General features: G+C 42.0%; 21 protein-coding genes. 7 read left to right on the top strand and 14 right to left on the bottom strand.

Annotated elements, in window-relative coordinates; translation table 11 throughout:
* Positions 1-663, bottom strand: coding sequence for a response regulator (locus ACI882_RS05000; protein ID WP_411744753.1), 663 nt, complete (start codon positions 661-663; stop codon positions 1-3).
* 338 nt (positions 664-1,001) lie between these two features.
* On the opposite strand from ACI882_RS05000, the gene ACI882_RS04995 reads away from it, so the two are divergent.
* The 3 genes from ACI882_RS04995 (at position 1,002) to ACI882_RS04985 (ending at position 2,303) form a co-directional block, all read left to right on the top strand.
* Positions 1,002-1,307, top strand: a complete 306-nt coding sequence (locus tag ACI882_RS04995) for a YqjD family protein (protein WP_411744754.1) — start codon at positions 1,002-1,004, stop codon at positions 1,305-1,307.
* A 43-nt stretch (positions 1,308-1,350) separates the two neighbouring features.
* Positions 1,351-1,869, top strand: a complete 519-nt coding sequence (locus ACI882_RS04990; protein WP_411744755.1) for a phage holin family protein — start codon at positions 1,351-1,353, stop codon at positions 1,867-1,869.
* A 74-nt stretch (positions 1,870-1,943) separates the two neighbouring features.
* On the top strand, positions 1,944-2,303 hold the full coding sequence (locus tag ACI882_RS04985; protein ID WP_411744756.1) for a hypothetical protein: 360 nt from the start codon (positions 1,944-1,946) through the stop codon (positions 2,301-2,303).
* Here ACI882_RS04985 and ACI882_RS04980 read toward each other — a convergent pair whose 3' ends face one another.
* Positions 2,304-3,371, bottom strand: a complete 1,068-nt coding sequence (locus ACI882_RS04980; protein WP_411747021.1) for a LacI family DNA-binding transcriptional regulator — start codon at positions 3,369-3,371, stop codon at positions 2,304-2,306.
* A gap of 72 nt (positions 3,372-3,443) precedes the next feature.
* Between ACI882_RS04980 and ACI882_RS04975 the strand changes: the two genes are divergently transcribed.
* The 4 genes from ACI882_RS04975 to ACI882_RS04960 are packed head-to-tail and all read left to right on the top strand — an operon-like array spanning position 3,444 to position 7,799.
* Entirely contained in the window at positions 3,444-4,016 is a 573-nt protein-coding gene (locus ACI882_RS04975) for a gluconokinase (RefSeq protein ID WP_411744758.1), read from the top strand.
* Complete coding sequence (locus ACI882_RS04970) at positions 4,009-6,366, top strand: GH36-type glycosyl hydrolase domain-containing protein (protein ID WP_411744759.1); 2,358 nt, start codon at positions 4,009-4,011, stop codon at positions 6,364-6,366. Before ACI882_RS04975 ends, ACI882_RS04970 begins: the two co-directional genes overlap by 8 nt.
* Complete coding sequence (locus tag ACI882_RS04965; protein WP_411746225.1) at positions 6,363-7,244, top strand: SMP-30/gluconolactonase/LRE family protein; 882 nt, start codon at positions 6,363-6,365, stop codon at positions 7,242-7,244. Before ACI882_RS04970 ends, ACI882_RS04965 begins: the two co-directional genes overlap by 4 nt.
* Positions 7,245-7,304: 60 nt before the next feature.
* Entirely contained in the window at positions 7,305-7,799 is a 495-nt protein-coding gene (locus ACI882_RS04960; protein ID WP_411746226.1) for a cytochrome b, read from the top strand.
* A 58-nt stretch (positions 7,800-7,857) separates the two neighbouring features.
* Here ACI882_RS04960 and ACI882_RS04955 read toward each other — a convergent pair whose 3' ends face one another.
* From ACI882_RS04955 to ACI882_RS04900, 12 genes are all read right to left on the bottom strand, one after another.
* Positions 7,858-8,868, bottom strand: a complete 1,011-nt coding sequence (locus ACI882_RS04955; protein WP_411746245.1) for a zinc-binding alcohol dehydrogenase family protein — start codon at positions 8,866-8,868, stop codon at positions 7,858-7,860.
* A gap of 157 nt (positions 8,869-9,025) precedes the next feature.
* The gene (locus ACI882_RS04950) at positions 9,026-9,793 is read right to left on the bottom strand and encodes an amino acid ABC transporter ATP-binding protein (RefSeq protein ID WP_411746227.1); all 768 of its coding nucleotides are present in this window, start codon (positions 9,791-9,793) and stop codon (positions 9,026-9,028) included.
* 11 nt (positions 9,794-9,804) lie between these two features.
* The gene (locus ACI882_RS04945; protein WP_411746228.1) at positions 9,805-10,920 is read right to left on the bottom strand and encodes an amino acid ABC transporter permease; all 1,116 of its coding nucleotides are present in this window, start codon (positions 10,918-10,920) and stop codon (positions 9,805-9,807) included.
* A 9-nt stretch (positions 10,921-10,929) separates the two neighbouring features.
* Positions 10,930-12,117, bottom strand: a complete 1,188-nt coding sequence (locus ACI882_RS04940; RefSeq protein WP_411746229.1) for an amino acid ABC transporter permease — start codon at positions 12,115-12,117, stop codon at positions 10,930-10,932.
* A 214-nt stretch (positions 12,118-12,331) separates the two neighbouring features.
* A complete protein-coding gene (locus ACI882_RS04935) occupies positions 12,332-13,354 on the bottom strand; it encodes an amino acid ABC transporter substrate-binding protein (protein ID WP_411746230.1) in 1,023 nt (340 codons plus the stop codon).
* A 296-nt stretch (positions 13,355-13,650) separates the two neighbouring features.
* A complete protein-coding gene (locus tag ACI882_RS04930; protein ID WP_411746231.1) occupies positions 13,651-14,106 on the bottom strand; it encodes a YHS domain-containing (seleno)protein in 456 nt (151 codons plus the stop codon).
* Positions 14,107-14,171: 65 nt separating this feature from the next.
* Entirely contained in the window at positions 14,172-15,440 is a 1,269-nt protein-coding gene (locus ACI882_RS04925) for an OFA family MFS transporter (protein ID WP_411746232.1), read from the bottom strand.
* Positions 15,441-15,598: 158 nt separating this feature from the next.
* On the bottom strand, positions 15,599-16,006 hold the full coding sequence (locus ACI882_RS04920) for a PilZ domain-containing protein (protein WP_411744922.1): 408 nt from the start codon (positions 16,004-16,006) through the stop codon (positions 15,599-15,601).
* Between the two features lie 51 nt (positions 16,007-16,057).
* Positions 16,058-17,278, bottom strand: a complete 1,221-nt coding sequence (locus tag ACI882_RS04915) for an argininosuccinate synthase (protein WP_411746233.1) — start codon at positions 17,276-17,278, stop codon at positions 16,058-16,060.
* 93 nt (positions 17,279-17,371) lie between these two features.
* Positions 17,372-18,790 carry a nitrogen regulation protein NR(I) gene (glnG, locus tag ACI882_RS04910; protein WP_411744920.1) on the bottom strand — a complete coding sequence of 473 codons (1,419 nt, stop codon included), beginning with the start codon at positions 18,788-18,790 and terminating at the stop codon, positions 17,372-17,374.
* Positions 18,783-19,859, bottom strand: a complete 1,077-nt coding sequence (gene glnL, locus ACI882_RS04905) for a nitrogen regulation protein NR(II) (RefSeq protein WP_411744919.1) — start codon at positions 19,857-19,859, stop codon at positions 18,783-18,785. The genes glnG and glnL overlap by 8 nt, the downstream gene beginning before the upstream one ends.
* Positions 19,860-20,027: 168 nt before the next feature.
* Positions 20,028-20,819 (bottom strand): class I SAM-dependent methyltransferase, encoded by a 792-nt coding sequence (locus ACI882_RS04900; protein WP_411744918.1) that lies wholly within the window; start codon positions 20,817-20,819, stop codon positions 20,028-20,030.
* Positions 20,820-20,939: the final 120 nt, after the last annotated feature.

The raw sequence follows: 20,939 nt of genomic DNA, 5'->3' as shown, positions 1-20,939 counted from the left end.
CTACAATGCGTCAAAGTCAACTCCAAGCTCGTCCCCCATTAAACCATGACGCACTGAGTACGCAGCCAATTCAGCATTACTTTTACAGTGCATTTTTTCCATTAAACGAGAACGGTAGGTGCTAATAGTTTTCACACTCAAGCTTAGGCCCTCCGCTATTTCAGATACCGTTTCTCCTTTACTTAATCGGAGAAAAACTTGCAGCTCACGTTCTGATAAGTCTCGGTGAGGAATATTAGCACTATCGCCAGTGAATTCATTGGCCATAAGTTCTGCTGTTTCAGGCGATAAATAACGTTTGCCACTGGCCGTTCTGTGAATTGCGCGTAACAATTCAGCTTGATCGCAATCCTTACACAAGTATCCATTGGCGCCGTTGCGAATCATTGGCAATGCATATCGTTCTTCTGGATAGCTACTTAATATTAAGACAGCTAAAGATTCATAACGTTGACGAATGTACCTAAGTATATCGATGCCAGTTTGATCAGGTAGCGCGATATCAAGCAAAACCAAATCACACTCATCTTCTTTTAAGAACTTTATTAACTGAGCTCCCGAAGATGCCTTATAAACCACGTTGATAGACATATCTTCGCTGAGCATTTCTTCAAACCCGCGCCGAACAATCTCATGATCATCGACAATCACAACTCTAATCATGATTTTTTCCACTTCCATCAGCGCCTGAGTCATAGTCAATGGAGTGCGCTGTTACAGCTCTATTGCCCAGTAATTATCATTTATTTTCAATTACCTGTCTCAACAATAGTAACGCAGACGCATAGTTAATTGAATCAAATTAGTCTGACAAAGTTGTAGGACTATTCTTACAACCCAATTACCTAGGGTGTGTAAGACGCTTCTTACAACTAATAAGTCGGCACACTGACATTTTTTTCGGTGAGAGCCGAGGGTTATAAGTCTATGTTAGTTCCATAATAGATTTACTAATTCAGACCTAATCACCGAACTAATTATAGTAAGAGAAAGGAGAAAAAATGACTGCCAACACTAAAAAAGCAAGTAAAGGTCAACAGGAAGCGCCTCATCCTATTACAGATAAAGCAGCCACCCAGTTACATGAAACCATCGACAACACTGCCGATACAGTCGGCGATGCCGAAGGAAAGATGCGTGAAACCATTACAAGTACCAACGAAAAGATCACCGATACGAAAGAAAGAGCACAAGGTAAAAACGAAGAAATAATTGAAAACGTCACAGAGTATGTAAACGAGAATCCGGTCGCATCCGTGGGCATTGCTTTTGCTGCTGGGATCATTGCATCACGCTTGTTGCGCTAGTAATGCGTTGCGGTAATCCAACATACTCAGACAGGAAATACACATGCCTAATAGCACTCAACAAGGTTCTAAAATGGATGCTCAGGCTCAAAAACCGACTAACACCGAAGGCTTTGAAGGTTCGGAACAACTGGAAGACGAGAACGTATCTGAGCGCGTCAAAATATTACTGAGTTCTGGTGTCCAGTGGCTTTCTAATTTGGGCGACCTGCTTAACGCAGAAACTAATTTAATGGTTGCCAGTCTTAGTCGATTTTTTATGTTAAGTATTTTATTTGCTCAAACAATTGTTATTTTTGTAGTACTCACATTCATTTTTATTGGACTGGCGTTACATGAAATATATGAACTTGATGCTCTTGAGCTTTCTGCCGTTGGTTTAGTCGCAGCAGGCATTATCGTTGTGATCTTGAAAAAGTTCATGCGTAGAGTCAGAAAAAATTTACTACCCGTCGCCAGTATTGAGCAGATTCAGACAGGTCTGTCTGACATTATAGCGACTATCAATTCCAATTCCGAAAGTGCACCTGACAAAACAAGAAATAACGATGATAAAAAATAATAATCGAGGTAAATAGATAATGTCTCTAAGTTGAACTAAAAAACATTTTCACTGAAATAAGGAAAGCCTAAGCTATGACTCAACGTACAGTTTTAAAGCCCCTTACAAAACAACTTGGTTATCGCGATCTTCAGATGCTAGTCGCGGAACGTAAAACACAATGCAGTCAAGATAAGCTCACAATAAAGGAAGAAATTAAAGCCACTAAAACAGCCATTAAACATCAATTATCGCGCCCATCAAACTTAGGAATTGCGTTTCTCACTGGCTTCGCAGCCGATACATTAAAGACGACTAGAGCCTCTATCGCTAAACAGAATGACAGCAATCATGATCAACATTGTTCTATTATTTCAACCAAGCTTGTCGATATCGTTGTTACTGCCTTGATAAAAAACTATTACTACAATCTACACTCCGATGACAGTACCTGACTACATTGTTGTTTCTCGAGCATACAGCTTCATCGGCCACTCAATACTAAGCTCTTGCTTTACGCCAATTTCCATTTGCTCGTAGAGAACCTGACATCCTTTCGTCGCCATATCATAGCGTGATGTGCCCATCGTGGTGAGTGTCGGCACCGATTCTTGCGCGAATTCAAGGTTGTTAAATCCGACAAGCTTAAATTGACTTGGAATGGAGATATTTGCACGCGTGCATTCAAAAATAACACCCAACGCTAAATCATCGTTACAACAAAAAATGGAGTCAAATGGTTCATCCTTTGCTATTAGCTTTTTAAGTAATACGCGCCCCTGAACCAAGCTAGACTTGTCCGCTGTCGTGACACACAGTGCAGGATACCAAGCCTCTCTTTCTATACATACGTCCTTAAAACCAGATAAGCGCCGCAGTGTTCTCGAATCCATTCTTGCACCGATAAAAGCCAACTTAGATGCACCTGTATCAAACAAATGCTCTGCTATTGCTCGCCCTGCATGATATTGGCTAAAACCAATATTAATATTTAGCGGTGTTGCTGTAATATCCATCAATTGGACTACTCCAACGCCACTTTGTTCAAGCATTTTGCGTGTTTCCATTAACTGATCAACGCCAATCAGAATTACAGCATCAACCTGCAACCGCATGAACATCTGTACACCTTCGTATTCCTGGGCACCAGAGTAGTGGTAGGTATGAATGATTACCTGGTATCCTTTCGGCAGAAAAAAGTCTTGCACTGCCGAGACCACATCAATAAACACCTGATTAGATAGAGACGGAACGCTGAGCCCGATAATACGTGATTGATTCGCCGCTAAGGCACTGGCCATGTGATTCGGAACAAAACCAAGTTCTTCTACTGCAACCAATATTTTTTCTAACGTTTTGGGTTTTACTTTGCCAGGTTGCGAAAGCGCTCTCGAGACAGTCATCGAACTAACACCAACGCGAGCTGCCACATCCGCTAAGGTTGTTTTATGATGTGGCCTAGGTCGGTTTTTCTGCTTTTCCTTCAACGCCCACCCCTTTTCATTAATTACCTTTGCTTGCATGATATCAATGTTAGCGCTAACATTGATATTGAAATATAACAAAACTTCAATAATTTAAGAAGCTAAATCACCATGTTAACCAGCCCTATCACAGTAAAACGACAACCAGGCATCATCGTGATGGGGGTGTCTGGTACAGGAAAGAGCTTAATTGCTCAATCATTGGTTAACCGACTCAACAAGGCTAAGTTTCTTGAAGGGGATGATTTTCACCCAGTTGAAAACATTGAATCAATGACGGCAGGCATTCCATTGACGGATCAGCACCGAGAAAACTGGTTAAACATCATCGGCAGAAACGTGGAGACGAGTCGTTTAACACAACTCACTGTTTGTTCTTGCTCAGCGCTAAAGAAACGTTACCGCGAGCAATTACGAGCCCTCTCACCGGGCTTAGTTTTCATTTATTTAGCTGGCGACAAAAGTCTCATTGAGCAACGCATGATGGCACGCAAGCACTTTATGCCAGCGTCATTACTTGATAGCCAACTCAATACTCTTGAACCCCCGGAACCTAATAAAGAAGAAAACATCATTACCTGCGACATTCGGCTGCAACCCGAAGAAATTATAAATGGGCTTATTGCCGAATACTTACCGCCTTGGATTGCATCTACTCAAATAATAGAGGTTAAAAATGACTGAATTCATCGAAAATGGCACACGCTTCCGGCTTACTAGCCCCAAATTAATGCCCAATGCTTCAGCGTATTTATGGAACCCTAAAATGATGCTTCAAATCACTTGCCGTGGTTTTGCGGTTTCGCAATTTATGCAACCAGAGCCCGCCAAATATGCTCACGTTCCTGCCCTTGCTGCGAAAACATTTATGCAGCCTGAACATCCCTATTTCAGTCATCATCCTGGACGCTTTTTTTATATCCGTGATAACGATTCGGGCGAACTTTTTTCAGCTCCTTTTGAGCCTGTAAAAGCGCCTTTAGATAGTTTCGAATTTATGCCAGGGCTAGATGATATACAATGGCGCTTGGTCAAAAATGATATTGAAGTCACATTAACGCTTTCATTAGCCAGTGAAGATGTATTGGAAATCTGGCAGGTTCAAGTTAAAAACCTTTCTAATCAGGTGCGTAACTTATCGTTAATCCCATATTTCCCGGTGGGTTACTCGTCTTGGATGAATATGTCAGCGCAATATAATGACAACCTAAATACCATTATTGCAAGCTGCATTACCCCGTACCAAAAAGTTGAAGATTATTTCAAAAATCAAAATGATAAAGACCTTACCTTTTTTATTTCAGACAAGGCTCCCAATTCATGGGAATGTAGCCAACAAGCATTTGAGGGTGATACCGGCTTACACAACCCAGAATCCCTGCAAAATGAACAATTAGATAAAGGTGACTGTCTTTACGAAATACCCGCTTGTGCTATGCAATTTGATATCACGCTGGCAGCAACCGAAAGTTACTCCGCAAACTTTTTATTCGGCCCTGCCAAAGACATCGACGAAGTTCAGAGTATTCGTCAAAAATATTTAGATCAACCAAGTTTTGAAGCGCGCAAGACAACCAAACTTAAGTTATTAAAAGAAAACATAGACAACTTAACTATCGACTGCCCTGATTCAACCTTAAATAACTTTGTTAATCATTGGCTTCCTAGACAAGTATTTTACCATGGTGATACCAATCGCTTATCAACAGACCCTCAAACGCGTAATTTTTTACAAGACGCGATGGGTATGGTTTACTTAAAACCCGACTACACTCGCAAAGCGCTTTGTTTAGCAGTCTCCCAGCAAAAATCTAACGGCCAGATGCCTGATGGAATTCTCCTAACCGAACAAGCTGAGTTAAAATATATAAACCAAATCCCACACACTGACCATTGTGTTTGGCTAGTTATCTGTCTACAGGCTTATTTAAATGAGACTAATGACTACTCAATACTAGAGGAGTCAATAGCGTTTTCAGACACAAACAATGCACAAAGTGTTTACCAGCACATAGAATTGAGTATGCAGTGGCTACTCAACGCACGCGATGAACGGGGTTTATCTTTTATCGCCCAAGGTGATTGGTGTGATCCAATGAATATGGTCGGTTATAAAGGCAAAGGCGTTTCAGGTTGGCTTACTCAAGCATTAAGCTATGCTTTACAATGTTGGTCAGATATTTGTATTAATTATAAGGCGTCAGAAGCGGCCCACTTACATCAAGAGTCTGCAAATGGAATAAACAGTATTATCAATACTCACTTATGGGCAGGTAGCTGGTATGCACGTGGCATTACCGACGATAATGTTACTTTTGGCACACAGGCTGATGAAGAAGGAAAAATATTTCTCAACACCCAAAGTTGGGCGTTTTTATGTGGCGCTCCCTCTCCGACACAAGTCGAAAAAATTCACCAAGCAATTCACGAACAACTTACAACACCCTATGGTCCCATGTTGTTTGCACCGGCGTTTACAGCAATGCGAGATGATATAGGGCGCGTTACACAAAAGTTCCCTGGTAGCGCCGAAAATGGATCAGTCTACAACCATGCTGGTGCATTCTATGCAACTTCGCTTTACGCGATTAACGAGCCAGATAAAGCGTACGATGTGCTACGCAAAATGATTCCAAACCTCGAATCTAGCGACCTTAAGCAACGGGGTCAATTACCTATTTATATTCCTAACTATTATCGTGGTGCATACTACCAACATCCTCGCACTGCGGGTAAATCAAGTCAGTTATTCAATACCGGCACAGCGGCTTGGTTTCTTAGAAATGTACACGAACAATTAGTTGGTTTGCACGGCTGTAAAGCTGGTTTGCTAATCGACCCTAAACCTCCTTCACATTGGCATAACTTTACAGCAAAGAAAAAATTCCGCGGTGCCTTTATCGAGTTAACAGTCAATAGCCAATGTACAGAAGAAGAAGCTGCTATCAAAGTAAATGGAAAACAACTAACAGGTAATATCTTAAAGCATATAGAAAAAAATCAAACTTATCGTATTGAGGTTTCCTTATCATGAATCAAGATATTAGCGTGCTTGCAGAACTCAATATGACCCTTGGCGAATCCCCAAGATGGAATAGCCAAGAGAAATCTTGGTATTGGGTCGACATAATAGAAGGATTGCTTTATCGATATTGCACTCAATCTGAAATACTGAGTCATCGACGTTTCCCATTTAAAACTGCCGTTTTCTTCTTTACTGAGAAGAATCATATAATCCTCACGAGCTCAAAGGGATTATATTTATTAGAAAGCTTTGATGGTGACGAAATATTTTTAGGCAACCCAGAAACTAACGTACCAGATAATCGCTTTAATGATGGCGTTTCTACACCAGAAGGTGGGTTTATAGCAGGCACCATTGGTGATGGTAGTCAACCTAACGGAAGCACATACCAATTCGAGTTGATCAATGGAGTTTTAAACTCAACATTGTTAAGAGACAAATACACCATTATTAATGGCCAGGTTTTTTCCCCGAATGGCGAGTGGTATTATGCTACCGACACGCCAACGCAAGAAATTCTCAAGTACCCTTATGATAGAAATCAGCAAAGTTTGGGTGAACCGCATCTTTTTTACTCTTTTAAAAACACCAATGAATTTCCTGATGGCGCCGCTGTAGATCATGCGGGTAATTATTGGATTGCGCTTTATGGCAGTGGCAAGGTGTGCCAAATATCACCAGAGGGCAAACGACTACAGGATATAGACTTACCTGTCAGCCAGCCGACTATGTTAGCATTTGGTGGCCCTAGTTTGTCCCAACTATTGGTGACGTCAGCTAAGCAAGGACTTACTGACAAGCAATTACTAGAAGAACCTCTCGCTGGAAGTGCTTTACTTATAGAAACCACCACAATAGGTCTTGAGCCTACCCTAGTTAAAGACTAGAGTATTATATATAACAACCAGTAATTTAGATGGCTCCATTAATCAATTTAAGGATTAACTATGTCGAACACTGGATACTCTAAAGCTCAAATAGCTATACATTGGCTCATTGCAATACTTGTTATCATTCAGTTAGTCTTACATGAAGGAATCGGCAATCTGGCTACTCACCTCAAAGATGGTGTTGAGCCAAATACTGCGGTACTCCTTCTAGGCCGCTCGCACGTTGTTCTTGGGCTTGTTATTTTTGGGTTGGCTATTTTTCGCGTTTTTGTACGCTTAAAGCAAGGAGCCCCATTGCCGCCAGAAACCGAAAACCCGATTCTAGTCGTTATTGCAAAGCTCACCAAACTCATTCTTTACAGTGTGCTTATTTTAATGCCTATTTCAGGCTCAGCCGCTTGGTTTTTGGGTCAGGAGGCCGCTTTAAAAGGGCACTTGGTTGGTAAGTTTCTGTTAGTTGGTTTTTTAGTTTTACATATTCTGGGTGCGCTTTATCAGCACTTTATTTTGAAGACAGATGTTCTTAAGCGTATGGTTCAGCCAGAACAATAAGAGGCCCTTATTCCTGAGCCCACTTATTATTCATTGTTAGCCGTACCGCACTTAGAACCTATTCTTCAAAACCAGTTAATACGACCTTACCTTTTGCGGTATTCGTTTCGAGTAAAGCATGGGCTTTTTTAAGGTTTTTAGCATTTATCAGCCCTAAACTTTCATTTGCTGTCGTCTTTATATTTTTCGAATCAACCAAGCTTGCAACTCGTCGTAATATTTTGTGCTGTTCAATCATATCTTTGGTTTCGAATAATGAACGCGTAAACATAAACTCCCAATGAATTGACGCGCTTTTTCGTTTGAACGGCATGATATCAATTACCTCAGCATCGTCTATCAAGCCGAACTTGCCTTGTGGAGCTATTAGCTCGGCAATAGCAGGTAAGTGCTGCCCAGTTCCATTTAAGCTTGCAATGTAATTAATACTTCCTAAACCTAAGGTTTCAACCTCTGCTTGTAGATTCTTGCTATGATCAACCACATGATCTGCACCAAGTTCAGTCACCCATGCTTGAGTTTCTGCGCGTGAAGCCGAAGCTATAACCGTTAACTGGGTTAGTGATTTAGCCAATTGAATCATAATTGAGCCAACACCACCTGATGCACCTAATATCAGAAGCGTTCCGGTACTGTCTTTACTAAGCCCAAAACGATCAAACAATAGTTCCCATGCAGTAATGGACGTTAGTGGTAATGCTGCTGCCTCTGCAAAGCTGCAAGTTAAGGGTTTTTCGGCAACCAAACGCTCATCAACCAACTGAAACTCAACATTTGACCCGGACCGATTCATAGCACCTGCATACCAGACTTTATCGCCCTTTTTGAACAACTTAACTTCATCACCAACCGCTTCGACAACACCAGCTGCATCAAAGCCTAAAACTTTATAGTTGTCTTCTTCAGCAGGAGTACGCATGCGAATTTTCGTGTCTACTGGGTTTACCGACACGGCCTCAACTCGCACTAAAATATCACGGCCCTGAGCAGTTGGTATGGGCAACTCTATATCGATCAATGATTGTGTATCTGCGATGGGCAGTGATGCTTGGTATCCGACGGCTTTCATAAGTGGATCCTCTGAATGAGACATTAACTAAGTTCTGATGAGTATACTATGATATTAAATGCGCTAACATCGGCTTAATAAATTAATTGCGCTAATAAAAAAAGCCACGCAGTCGTGGCTTTTTATTGAACTAACCTACTTTAAAGTGAGGTGTAGTTTAGTGTCCTAATATCTGACTTAAGAACAACTTAGTACGATCATTTTCTGGGTGCTCAAAGAAGTCAGTTGGATTATTTTCTTCAATAATCTGACCTGCATCCATAAAGATAACTCGGTCAGCAACTTTTTTAGCAAAACCCATTTCATGGGTCACACAAATCATCGTCATGCCTTCTTCAGCCAATGTCACCATCACATCTAGTACTTCGGCGATCATTTCTGGGTCAAGTGCTGACGTTGGTTCGTCAAAAAGCATGACTTCAGGCTTCATGCATAGTGAACGAGCAATCGCAACTCGTTGTTGCTGACCACCAGATAACTGACCTGGATATTTATTTGCCTGATCAGGAATTTTAACACGCTCTAAGTAAAGCATAGCCGTAGCTTCTGCTTCTGCTTTAGGTACTTTACGTACCCACATAGGTGCAAGCGTTAGGTTTTCTAAAATTGTTAAATGCGGAAATAGGTTAAAGTGCTGGAAACACATTCCTACTTCACGACGCACTTCTTCAATGTGCTTCACATCGCTGGTAAGCTCCGTGCCATTCACAATAATACTACCTTGCTGATGCTCCTCAAGACGGTTGATACAACGAATCATCGTTGACTTACCTGAACCTGAAGGACCACATACAACGATACGCTCACCTTTCTTAACTTGTAAGTTAATGTCTTTCAATACATGAAAGTCACCATACCATTTGTGCATTTTATCAATTTGGATGACTGTCTCACCCGAGAGTTCACGAGAAGTTGCTTCTGTCATGACCTTAATCCTTAATTGCTATGTCCAGTATTCAACATGCGCTCTAAACGCTGCGAGTAGCGACTCATGCTGAAACAAAATATAAAGAAACCAAATGCGGCAAATACGTAGCCTTCAATTGTGAAGCCTAACCAATTAGGGTTAGTCGCCGCCATTTGAGCCATACCGAGCAAGTCGAACAAGCCAATAATCAATACTAAAGTGGTGTCTTTAAACAAGCCAATAAACGTATTCACAATACCTGGAATAACCATTTTAAGTGCTTGCGGGAGAACCACCAACAATGTGCTTTTCCAATAGTTCAACCCGAGCGCTGCAGCTGCTTCATATTGTCCTTTGGGCATGGCCTGCAAACCACCTCGAACAACCTCTGCCATATAAGCAGAAGAGAACAACGTTACACCAACGAGCACTCTTAAAAGTTTATCTGGGCTTATGTCTTCAGGTACGAATAATGGAAACATAACTGACGCCATAAATAATACGGTAATCAGAGGTATGCCACGCCAAAACTCAATAAAGACAACACAGAAAGACTTTATTACTGGCATATCTGAACGTCGTCCCAGGGCTAATAATATCCCAATTGGCAACGACATCACGATGCCGGTCACAGCAATTACTAGTGTCAGGAATAAACCACCCCAAACAGATGTCTCTACAACTTCCAAGCCAAAACCACCACCGTAATAAAGATAGAAGCAAACGATAGGGTAGATAACCAATAGAAAGCCGATAAGTCCTAGCTTCACTTTCCGAGACACAGCATTAATAAATAACGGTATGGTCGCTGCAATGCCTAGAATATAGGAGAAGTTGATACGCCATATCTGATCATCTGGGAATCGGCCATACATTAACTGGTCGAACCAGACTCGAATGAAGACCCAGCAAGCGCCCTCTTTTGAACATGAATCACGGCTATCGCCGCGCCAATCGGCAGATATTATGACCCAATCTAAAAGTGGCGGGAGTAATTTGAAAATTAAATAGACCGCAAAAAAGGTAAAGAGTGTATTTATCCAATTACTGAATAAATTCTCTCTCAACCAATGAGCAACGCCAACAGAGTTACTTGGCGGCGGGAAGTTGGGATGTTGGCCAACAGGATATTTTTGAATAGTCATAATGGCCCCTTACCTCTCAACTAACGCGTTACGCGCGTTATACCAGTTCATGAAATATGAAATAATCAGGCTTAGGAACAAATAAACCGCAAGTGTCATACCCATAATTTCAACCGCCTGCCCCACCTGATTCAATGATGTACCAGCGAAAACGGCGACCAAGTCAGGATAAGCAATTGCAGCGGCTAATGATGAGTTCTTAGTTAAATTCAAATATTGTGAAGTTAATGGCGGAATAATAACGCGCAGAGCTTGAGGCACAATAATTAGGCGTGTAGTCCAGCTTGGCTTAATGCCTAATGAAAATGCTGCTTCAGACTGGCCATGATCAACCGATAAAATACCCGCTCGAACAATTTCAGCGATAAAGGATGATGTATAGACAGACAGCGCAAAGACCAAAGAAGAGAACTCAGGCGTTAATACCATACCTCCTTGGAAGTTGAAGCCCTTGAGTACTGGAAGCTCCCAAGACAAAGGGAAACCCGTCACTATAAACGCGAGTAAAGGCAATCCAATAAGTACACCTAAAGCAGTATACAAAACAGGAAATTGCTCACCCGTCGCCTCTTGGCGCTTACGAGCCCAACGACGAAGGATAAATATTGACAGTATTGCAATAACAACTGCAACCACTACCAATCCAATGCCGTCCTGGTATAGGGGCTTAGGGATAATCAAACCACGGTTAGACAAAAATATACTTTGTCCGAATTCTAAAGCTTGCTTCGGATTCGGTAACGGTCGTAATACTGCGAAATACCAAAAAAACAACTGCAGCAATAGCGGAATGTTTCTCAAGGTATCTACATAAATTGCAGCTAAACGCGCAATTAACCAGTTATTGGATAACCGGGCAACACCCATTGTAAAACCGAGTATCGTCGCAAAGATAATACCAACGACAGAGACCAAAATGGTATTGAATAAACCAACAAAGAACACATCGATATAGGTTGAGCTTTGATTGTATTCAATTAAGGTTTCAGAAATTTTAAAACCAGTTGTGGTATTTAAAAAATCGAAGCCGGTAGAAATACCTCGTGCGTCAAGGTTAGTTAGTGTGTTTCGAACGAGAAGATAAATTACGTATAAGACTAAGGCTAAAAACACACCTTGAAAAATTAGCGCGCGTTTTTCAGGATCGCGATAAAATGGTGGTTTTGCCGGAGCGTCCGATTTGATTTGATCAGTCACAAATCAGTCTCCCTCAGTGAAAGGTGGTATATCAAATTACTTTTTATAATTATGGCTCGCTAAATCTAAGCGAAAATCAGACTAATAAAATCAAAGTCTCCATGACCTTTAATACTACTGACTCTATTAGCACGAGACAAAACTACAATAAGCCTCTCTAAAAAATAAACGCTGAGGGCTAGCCCTCAGCGTTATATCTAATACGCTTTATAAATTAGCGTACCGGTGGCGCGTACATGATGCCACCTTTCGTCCATAAGGTATTAAGACCACGTGGTAATTCAAGTGGTTGAACGTTACGTGTCCAGATTTCACCATAGTTACCAACTTGGCTAACTATATTAAGAGCCCATTCTTCATCCAAACCTAAGTTTGCACCTAATGAACCTTCTGCTCCGATGAAACGTTTCTGAGCTGGAGTTGCACTTGCATCGCCTTTTAGCTTAGCAATATTTGAAGAGTTTAGACCCATTTCTTCAGCTTCAACTGTTGCATTAATTGTCCATGCAACAACGTCTAACATTTGGTCATCACCGTGTGCAACTGCAGGCCCTAATGGCTCTTTAGAGATAATTTCAGGTAAGACCATGTGATCATTTGGTGCACCAAGCTTAGTACGCTGTGCAGCAAGACCAGAAGCATCGGTTGTATAAACATCACAACGACCACTATCGTAGGCTGCTACAACTTCGTCAGCTTTTTCAAAAACGACTGGCTCGAAGTCCATACCGTTTGCACGGAAGTAGTCAGCTAGGTTTAGCTCAGTTGTGGTACCTTGGTTAGTACATACAGATGCACCGTCTAACTCAAGAGCACTGGTTACACCTAGATCTTTACGAACCATGAAACCTTGACCGTCGTAGTAAGTTACGCCAGCAAAGTTGATACCTAAAGAAGTATCACGAGTTTGCGTCCAAGTTGTGTTACGAGACAAAATATCGATTTCACCAGACTGAAGGGCGGTGAAACGCTCCTTAGCTGATAAAGGTGTGTATTTAACTTTAGTAGCATCGCCGAAAATTGCTGCGGCAACTGCACGGCAAATGTCAACGTCTAGACCTGTCCAGTTTCCATTTTCATCAGAGTTTGAGAAGCCTGGTAAACCTTGACTCACACCACACTGTAAAAAACCTTTCTCTTTTACGCCATCTAGAACTTCACCGGCTTGTGCGGTAGACATCATCATTGTAGATGAAATTGCAACGCCAAGGGTGGTAAGGACTGCCTTCTTAAACATAAGAATCTCCTGCATATTTTTATTATTAACTTCCTTCAACTGTCATTTGTAATAACAGAATCAGCTTGTTTGCCCAGCCAGACTAGCACGCTTCAAAATAAAATCGAACCTTTAAATGAAAGCATCTTAGTGCAGCCGTTCCAATTGGAAAGTTACATAAAGGTGCGAAGCGAGTCAACCTTTAAGAATAAGCTCTAAAAAGGTGCGAGATTAACCACGATTTAGTCTGTGCCTAGGCCCCACAAAACATAATGCACAAGTTAGGCCAAGTTTAGTTGTGTATACCTATATAAAGATCAATCTAGGTTCGAAGAAAACTCACCCCAATTGCTTTCAGCCAGCGCAATCTGTGCTTGTTGATCATATTTCCATTGGGCCTTACCCCACCATGAAAAAAATAAATATAGCCGACCATCAATAACTCTAAATATCTCTGGGTTCGCCCTAACAAGATGTCCATCACTAAGGCCGTTAGCGCAATGCCCGCCGAATTGAGGAATGAATTTTTCTGGATCTGCCTCAAAAATATTTTTATTTTCTTGAGTAGAAAAGTACCAAACAGCTTTTAAATAGGTTACCTGGTAACGAGCAAAACCTTTTGTTGCTGTTTTTTGATTGAAATACTCAACAGTATCGAAGCCATCTAAGGCTACGTTTTGATTGGTTTTATTATAGAAAGTATCAGAATAGGCCACCGAAAATAGACCAATGAGAAAAAACAAAAACGGGCGAAGCAGAAAATTAAGGGTCATGGTCATTGCTCAGTTAGAATATACTCAACAACGACCTTAGTTTAAGCAAAAAGTTTCGAAGAATTTTATACCATGGTTAACTCAAGCTGTTGCACAGCTCGAGCTTTTTTAATGTAGGTAATCATCGCAATCGAAGTCGCCAGAGCAACAATGAACGTACCCGAAAATATATACAATGTCGCTTCATAAGAGCCTGTCGTTGTATGAAGATATGCATTAATTTGCGGCCCAGCCAAACCTGCCATTGCCCAGGCTGTTAATATGTAACCATGAATTGCACTAAGTTCTTTCGTGCCAAATAGATCGCCGATAAACGCCGGCAGAGTTGCAAAACCACCGCCATAACAAGTTAAAATGGTATAGAGAACTATTTGAAATAAGATGACAGATGTAATGTTTGGCAATAACACAAATGCCACTATCTGAATCAAGAAAAATGCCATATAGGTATAGCCACGCCCTATAATGTCAGACAACGACGCCCAGCCAATTCGACCTAAGCCATTAAATAGTGACATCAAGCCGACCACAGCGGCGGCTTCTGTAGCGGAAAGCCCAATTGTTTCTTGCGCTAACGGTGACGCTGCGTAAATAATTCCTATCCCACAGGAGATATTGATAAACATCATTATCCACAAGCCATAAAAGGGTGCTTTTTTAATTGCTTCGTTTGCCGTTAACTGTGATAAATCTTCAACAACTTCTTTAGTGCCCGCTTCCACTGCTGCCTTCATGGAGTCTGGCATCCAGCCTTGAGGAGGTTTTTCGAGGTATGAGGCAGACGCGAACATCACAACTAAATAAACCGAACCCATAATAAACCAGGTGTAAGCTATTCCGCCGCCTTCAACGGTGAAGGCTTGAATAATGAAGTTAAAAACTGGCGCACCAACCATGGCACCAAAACCAAAGCCCATGATAGCTAAACCCGTTGCCAAGCCGCGTCTATCTGGAAACCATTTTACTAATGTCGATACTGGCGTTATATATCCGATGCCTAAGCCAATGCCCCCTAACACGCCATATCCGAGCCAAATGATATAAAGGTTCTGCATAGAGGCGCCCAGCCCAGCAAGTAGCATACCGCCGCCAAAGAAGGTCGCAGCTAGCATTCCTGCTTTACGTGGTCCATGACGCTCCACAAAGTGCCCCATGATGGCTGCTGACATGCCTAAAAAGAAAATCGCTAAACTAAAGGTCAGTGCTATTTCGTTATCTGAAGCCGTTTCTATTAACTTACCTAACGGTTTTTTAAAAACACTGAAAGCATAAACAGAGCCAATGGAAGCGTGCACACCAACCGCCGATGCGGCAATGAGCCAACGGTTTTTCATAAGCTGTACCTTTATTAGTAATTTCAATTGAATCTAGGTTAGTACCGAAATAAAAAAACAAAATTGACCCGTATCAAGCTTTAAGGGAATCAAGGTACCTGTTAAGGATTAGTGAGCTTAAATAGGGGAAATCAAAAAATAATTACTAAATTTGAGGTTTAACGAGGAAAATCACAAGCATATTTCACTATCCATTCTTCAGCAGCTTGTTGACCATCTAATTCACGGCCTTCTTTATTGAGTACTTGCCGCTTATAGTGCTCAATGTGACATACCTGCTCTACCATGCGAAATCCAAAGGCTTCTGCTTCACTTTCGAACTTTACGCCCACATGATAATAACCATCAACTTTTCTGCACCACATAACTTGGCAATCAGCTTCAAAGCTGGGCTGCTGAATATAAATGTTAACTTGGATAATTTCGCCGGGAGGTAAATAATAGTCAGTCGTAAAGCTTAAGCCACCAGCGCTAACATCTAGCAAGGCGTTGCGAATGCAATAATAATGATCCTGCAAGATGCAGTTTATAGGTATATCTGTCGGATGACGTATGAAGCTACGCATATCTCCCCCTACTACACGAAAGGCCGTGTAATAAGGGAAGTATAGTCTCTATTAAAGCGGACTGCGCCCTTTTGATGCGGCTATTTTTAGACGTAACGCGTTTAGTTTGATAAAGCCTTCCGCGTCTTTTTGATCATAAGCACCAGCATCGTCTTCCATGGTGGCTATGTTTTCATCAAAAAGTGTATCGTCTGAGCGACGACCAACAACAATAACATTCCCCTTATAGAGCTTTAAGCGCACTTCACCGTTTACATGTTCTTGTGAAGTGTCGATCATTTCCTGCAACATCTTACGTTCAGGACTCCACCAGTAACCGTTATAAATTAACTCAGCATACTTAGGCATTAAGCTGTCTTTTAGATGGGCAACTTCGCGATCAAGCGTTATAGATTCAATGGCACGGTGTGCACGTAACATAATTGTGCCACCTGGTGTTTCATAGCAGCCACGAGCTTTCATTCCTACGTAACGGTTTTCTACGATATCTATTCGGCCTACGCCGTTATCGCCACCTACTTTATTCAAGTAAGTTAAGACTTCGGCCGGCGTCATTGCTTTGCCATCTATGGCTACAATGTCGCCCTTTTCGTACGTTAGCTCAATATAAGTAGGCACATCGGGTGCTGCTTCAGGGCTAACTGACCAACGCCACATGTCTTCTTCTGCTTCAACCCATGGGTCTTCCAAAATGCCACTCTCATAAGAGATGTGCAGTAAATTGGCATCCATCGAATACGGTGATTTTTTACCTGCTTTGTTGAAATCAACCGGGATATCATGCTCTTCACAATAGTCCATTAGGGTTTCGCGCGAAGTCAGATCCCATTCACGCCAAGGAGCAACAACTTTAACACCCGGCTTAAGGGCATAAGCGCCGAGTTCAAAACGAACTTGGTCATTACCTTTACCCGTTGCACCGTGCGCAATGGCATCGGCACCGGTTTCATTGGCAATTTCGATTAATCGTTTAGCAATCAATGGGCGCGCGATTGATGTACCGAGTAAATACTCACCTTCATAAATAGCGTTAGCTCGAAACATTGGGTATACATAGTCACGCACAAACTCTTCGCGTAGATCTTCAATATAAATTTCTTTGATACCGAGCGCTTGCGCTTTGGCGCGAGCCGGCTCTACTTCTTCACCTTGACCCAAGTCAGCGGTAAATGTAACGACTTCACAGTTGTAAGTTTCACTGATCCATTTCGCAATAACAGAAGTATCTAAACCACCTGAATAGGCTAAGACGACCTTTTTAATATCGGACATGTGTACCCCGTTTCGAATAACTTGAAGAATTGGTTCATTTATCAAGACATTCTATGAATTATGACGACTAATCACCAGTGAAATACTTGCAATTCACTCTTCGCCATCGTCATCCAACCCCAACTCTTTGATTTTACGTGTCAAGGTATTGCGACCCCAGCCTAATAAATCGGCAGCATCACGCCGTCGACCTGTGGTTTGCTTTAAAGCCGCTTCTATCATCACCTTTTCAAAAGCAGGTAACGCTTGATCTAATATGCGTGTTTCCCCTCGTTCTAATTCGCGTGAAGCCCAATTTTTTAATGATTGCTCCCAGTTATCATTCGCTTTCCCAGTCGGGTTTACTTCATTAAGTAGCTCAGGCGGTAGGTCATTGATCAATACTTCATGTCCTGACGCCATTACAGTAATCCAGCGGCACGTATTTTCTAACTGTCGAACGTTGCCAGGCCAAGATAGCTTGGATAAGTATGCTTCGGTATCTGCTCGTAGAGTTTTAGCCTCTACTTCCAATTCTTTTGCTGCTTTTTGCAAGAAGAATTCCAGCAGCTTAGGAATGTCTTCACGTCGGTCGCTTAGCTTAGGAATATGAATACGGATCACATTGAGTCGATGAAACAAATCTTCACGGAATCGGCCTTGCTCAACCAGCTTTTCAAGATTTTGATGGGTAGCGGCAATAATTCTTACATTCACCTTAACTGGCGAGTGGCCACCGACTCGATAAAACTCACTATCTGACAACACTCTCAACAAACGTGTTTGCGTCTCAGAGGGCATATCACCAATTTCATCAAGAAATAAAGTACCACCATCGGCTTGTTCAAATCGGCCTCGGCGTTGGTTCTGAGCACCGGTAAAGGCGCCTTTTTCATGACCAAACAGCTCGGATTCCATTAAATCTTTAGGAATGGCGGCCATATTTAACGCAATAAAAGCGTCTTGGCTACGCGGACTGTGGCGGTGCAATGCCTGAGCAACCAGCTCCTTACCGGTACCTGATTCACCGTTAATTAACACGGTTATATTACTTTGGGCTAACCGACCAATGGCTCTAAAAACTTCCTGCATAGCAGGTGCTTCACCAATAATTTCAGTGTTAGCCTTTGTCTCACTCGTTGTCACCGTAGGCTTATGCTGCGCACTGTGCTCTAGAGCTCTAGCAACCAACGCACTTGCATCGTCAACGTCAAATGGCTTGGGTAAATACTCAAAGGCTCCGCCTTGAAAGGAAGCAACTGCGCTATCTAGGTCTGAGTGCGCCGTCATGATAATCACCGGTAGATTTGGGTGACCCTCATGTATCTTTGACAATAGCTCTAAGCCATCCATTCCACCCATTCTCACATCACTAATAATGACATCGGGAACACGTGTTTTAAGTCTTGAGAGTAAGTCTTCACCACCTTCAAAAGCAGTGCAGTCATAGCCTTGCTTACCCATTGCACGTTCAAGCACCCAGCGAATTGATCGATCATCATCGACCACCCAAACTACCGGTTGGTTAGACATTCGTTTCCTCCAAAGGGATATAGACACTAAATTGAGTTTGACCCGGAATGCTTTCGCATTCGACTAGGCCGCCGTGCAGTTGCACCAATTGCTGAACCAAAGATAACCCTAAGCCAGTGCCTTCGGCTCGGCCGGAGATCATTGGATAAAATATTTTTTCGAGTAGGTCTTTTTCTATACCCGGACCGTTATCTGTAATATCAATGCGAGCAACGATTCTGTGCCTCTGTTGACGAATAGTAAATTGACGTACGGTTCGAGTTTTTAGCGTGATCGTCGCTTCTGCTTGGTCACTTTCAACTAGCGACTGCCAAGCATTTCGACAAATATTTAGAAATACTTGAATAAGCTGCGCTTCATCACCGACAAAATCCGGGATACTGGGGTCGTAGTCTCGGTAAAATTCGACTCTGCCACCTGCCTCAGCCTTAAGTAACGCATGAACACGCTCTAAAGCTTGATGAATATTCATAGGCGCAAAATTTGGTAATTGATTCGAGCCCAATAAACGATCGACTAGCGCTCGTAAACGGTCAGCTTCCTCAATAATGACTTGGGTGTATTCTTTTAACTCGGCACTGGGTAGTTCTGCGGCTAAAAGTTGAGCAGCGCCTCTGATACCTCCCAGAGGGTTCTTAATTTCATGGGCAAGGCCGCGCACTAAATGTCGGCTAGTTTCAGTTTGGTCGAGCAAGCCTTCATCTCGGCTTATCTTCATCGCCCGATCTGCTGGCAACATCTCTAAAATAATACTCAGCTTATCGTTTTCCATAAATGGACTAACAATGTAATCGAGGGTAACCGGCTCTTTATGCGTTAACACCCAGGTCCCTGAACGCACTGAGACAGAAGCGCCTTCTTTCACAGCTGTATGCAAAACATCTTTAGTTTCAGTAGGGTCTATGAATAAATCTAGAAAAGAATGACCGACTATTTGCTTGGCTGACCGAACCAATAGTAATTCAGCAGAGGAATTAACATGCTCAACATTAAAATCACTGTCTAGTACAGCCACTGCCGTAAACTGATATTCAACGATACGTTTAAATGCGCGATCTTGAACCAACAAATTGTACACCCTACCTTTTTGATTACTTTTGAAACGCAAAAAGCAGGCCAGCACTGTAATTTCGAAATATCCCTCGAAAACAGAGTCTTAACGCACAATTTCAGCGCTTTACAAGTAAAGTAAAGCACCAAAATAGAACAATTAGTAGTTAATGCGCACCAATATAGGTCAATTGAGATGGGCGACAAAGAAACCCGATTGGGGAGTTAAGCGAATGTAGCCTTTATCGGTTTGTGCTTTTTCAAGCGCGACTTGGATTTCTTGCTCGTGCTCAGCGACCCAATCTGATAGTTCGCCTTTCATGGTTTTATGCAGATAGGTAAATATGGGTTCTTGTGATCGCAAGTGCAAATTATTGTCAAACTCATACTGATCAACAAAGTCGAAATATTTAGAGAGCATTCTATAGCCGTTTTCCAACCCAAATTGTGTAGCCCATTGCTCTGAAGACCAAGGTAAATCAGCGTTAATACTGCGTAATATGGCAATTAATTCATGCAAATGCGATGTACCAACGGTTGAACACACTAAGGCTCCACCTGGCAAAATATGCTGACTCAGTGTTGCGAGCAGGTCATCGAGGTCATCAGCGTAGAATAAGTTGTGATTAGCAATAATGACATCAAACTTTTGCTCACCAAGATCTAGCTGATTAAAGTCGATTACATCATAGTTCAGTGACTTTAATGACTGTGCGTAAGGCTCCAGTATCTCTTTTGCTTTATTCAAATACAGCTTCGAGATATCGGTAAGCAACACCTCGGCATTTTCGCATCGCGGCAATAAATCTTGCCACAAATTACCATTACCCGCACCGAGTTCTAACACGGTTTTACCTTGTAAATCGGGCATCAAACCAGCCTGCCACTGGTAAAATGTTTGTTTGCCTTTGGTAAAATCGTATAGCCGTATACGAGCAAAAGTTTCATCATCGGTATTCATTTCTATTGAAGACTGCATAAAAAACGTACCTACTTGTGTCGATTTTCAATCTATTACGATGCATTAAATGCAAAACAGACTTAAGTGTTATTGTTATAGGAGAGCCAAGTTATTGTATTTCGCGGGCCATTGTAGGGC

Source organism: Reinekea sp. (assembly GCF_046710285.1).
Lineage (GTDB): Bacteria > Pseudomonadota > Gammaproteobacteria > Pseudomonadales > Natronospirillaceae > Reinekea.
Note: the sequence above shows the minus strand (reverse complement) of the source record. Positions and strands in the feature narration are given on the sequence as shown.

Excerpts from the sequence above, each read along its gene's own strand:
- ACI882_RS05000 (WP_411744753.1), bottom strand. The coding sequence starts at position 663 with ATGATTAGAGTTGTGATTGTCGATGATCATGAGATTGTTCGGCGCGGG.
- ACI882_RS04995 (WP_411744754.1), top strand. The coding sequence starts at position 1,002 with ATGACTGCCAACACTAAAAAAGCAAGTAAAGGTCAACAGGAAGCGCCT.
- ACI882_RS04990 (WP_411744755.1), top strand. The coding sequence starts at position 1,351 with ATGCCTAATAGCACTCAACAAGGTTCTAAAATGGATGCTCAGGCTCAA.
- ACI882_RS04985 (WP_411744756.1), top strand. The coding sequence starts at position 1,944 with ATGACTCAACGTACAGTTTTAAAGCCCCTTACAAAACAACTTGGTTAT.
- ACI882_RS04980 (WP_411747021.1), bottom strand. The coding sequence starts at position 3,371 with ATGCAAGCAAAGGTAATTAATGAAAAGGGGTGGGCGTTGAAGGAAAAG.
- ACI882_RS04975 (WP_411744758.1), top strand. The coding sequence starts at position 3,444 with ATGTTAACCAGCCCTATCACAGTAAAACGACAACCAGGCATCATCGTG.
- ACI882_RS04970 (WP_411744759.1), top strand. The coding sequence starts at position 4,009 with ATGACTGAATTCATCGAAAATGGCACACGCTTCCGGCTTACTAGCCCC.
- ACI882_RS04965 (WP_411746225.1), top strand. The coding sequence starts at position 6,363 with ATGAATCAAGATATTAGCGTGCTTGCAGAACTCAATATGACCCTTGGC.
- ACI882_RS04960 (WP_411746226.1), top strand. The coding sequence starts at position 7,305 with ATGTCGAACACTGGATACTCTAAAGCTCAAATAGCTATACATTGGCTC.
- ACI882_RS04955 (WP_411746245.1), bottom strand. The coding sequence starts at position 8,868 with ATGAAAGCCGTCGGATACCAAGCATCACTGCCCATCGCAGATACACAA.
- ACI882_RS04950 (WP_411746227.1), bottom strand. The coding sequence starts at position 9,793 with ATGACAGAAGCAACTTCTCGTGAACTCTCGGGTGAGACAGTCATCCAA.
- ACI882_RS04945 (WP_411746228.1), bottom strand. The coding sequence starts at position 10,920 with ATGACTATTCAAAAATATCCTGTTGGCCAACATCCCAACTTCCCGCCG.
- ACI882_RS04935 (WP_411746230.1), bottom strand. The coding sequence starts at position 13,354 with ATGTTTAAGAAGGCAGTCCTTACCACCCTTGGCGTTGCAATTTCATCT.
- ACI882_RS04930 (WP_411746231.1), bottom strand. The coding sequence starts at position 14,106 with ATGACCCTTAATTTTCTGCTTCGCCCGTTTTTGTTTTTTCTCATTGGT.
- ACI882_RS04925 (WP_411746232.1), bottom strand. The coding sequence starts at position 15,440 with ATGAAAAACCGTTGGCTCATTGCCGCATCGGCGGTTGGTGTGCACGCT.
- ACI882_RS04920 (WP_411744922.1), bottom strand. The coding sequence starts at position 16,006 with ATGCGTAGCTTCATACGTCATCCGACAGATATACCTATAAACTGCATC.
- ACI882_RS04915 (WP_411746233.1), bottom strand. The coding sequence starts at position 17,278 with ATGTCCGATATTAAAAAGGTCGTCTTAGCCTATTCAGGTGGTTTAGAT.
- glnG (WP_411744920.1), bottom strand. The coding sequence starts at position 18,790 with ATGTCTAACCAACCGGTAGTTTGGGTGGTCGATGATGATCGATCAATT.
- ACI882_RS04900 (WP_411744918.1), bottom strand. The coding sequence starts at position 20,819 with ATGCAGTCTTCAATAGAAATGAATACCGATGATGAAACTTTTGCTCGT.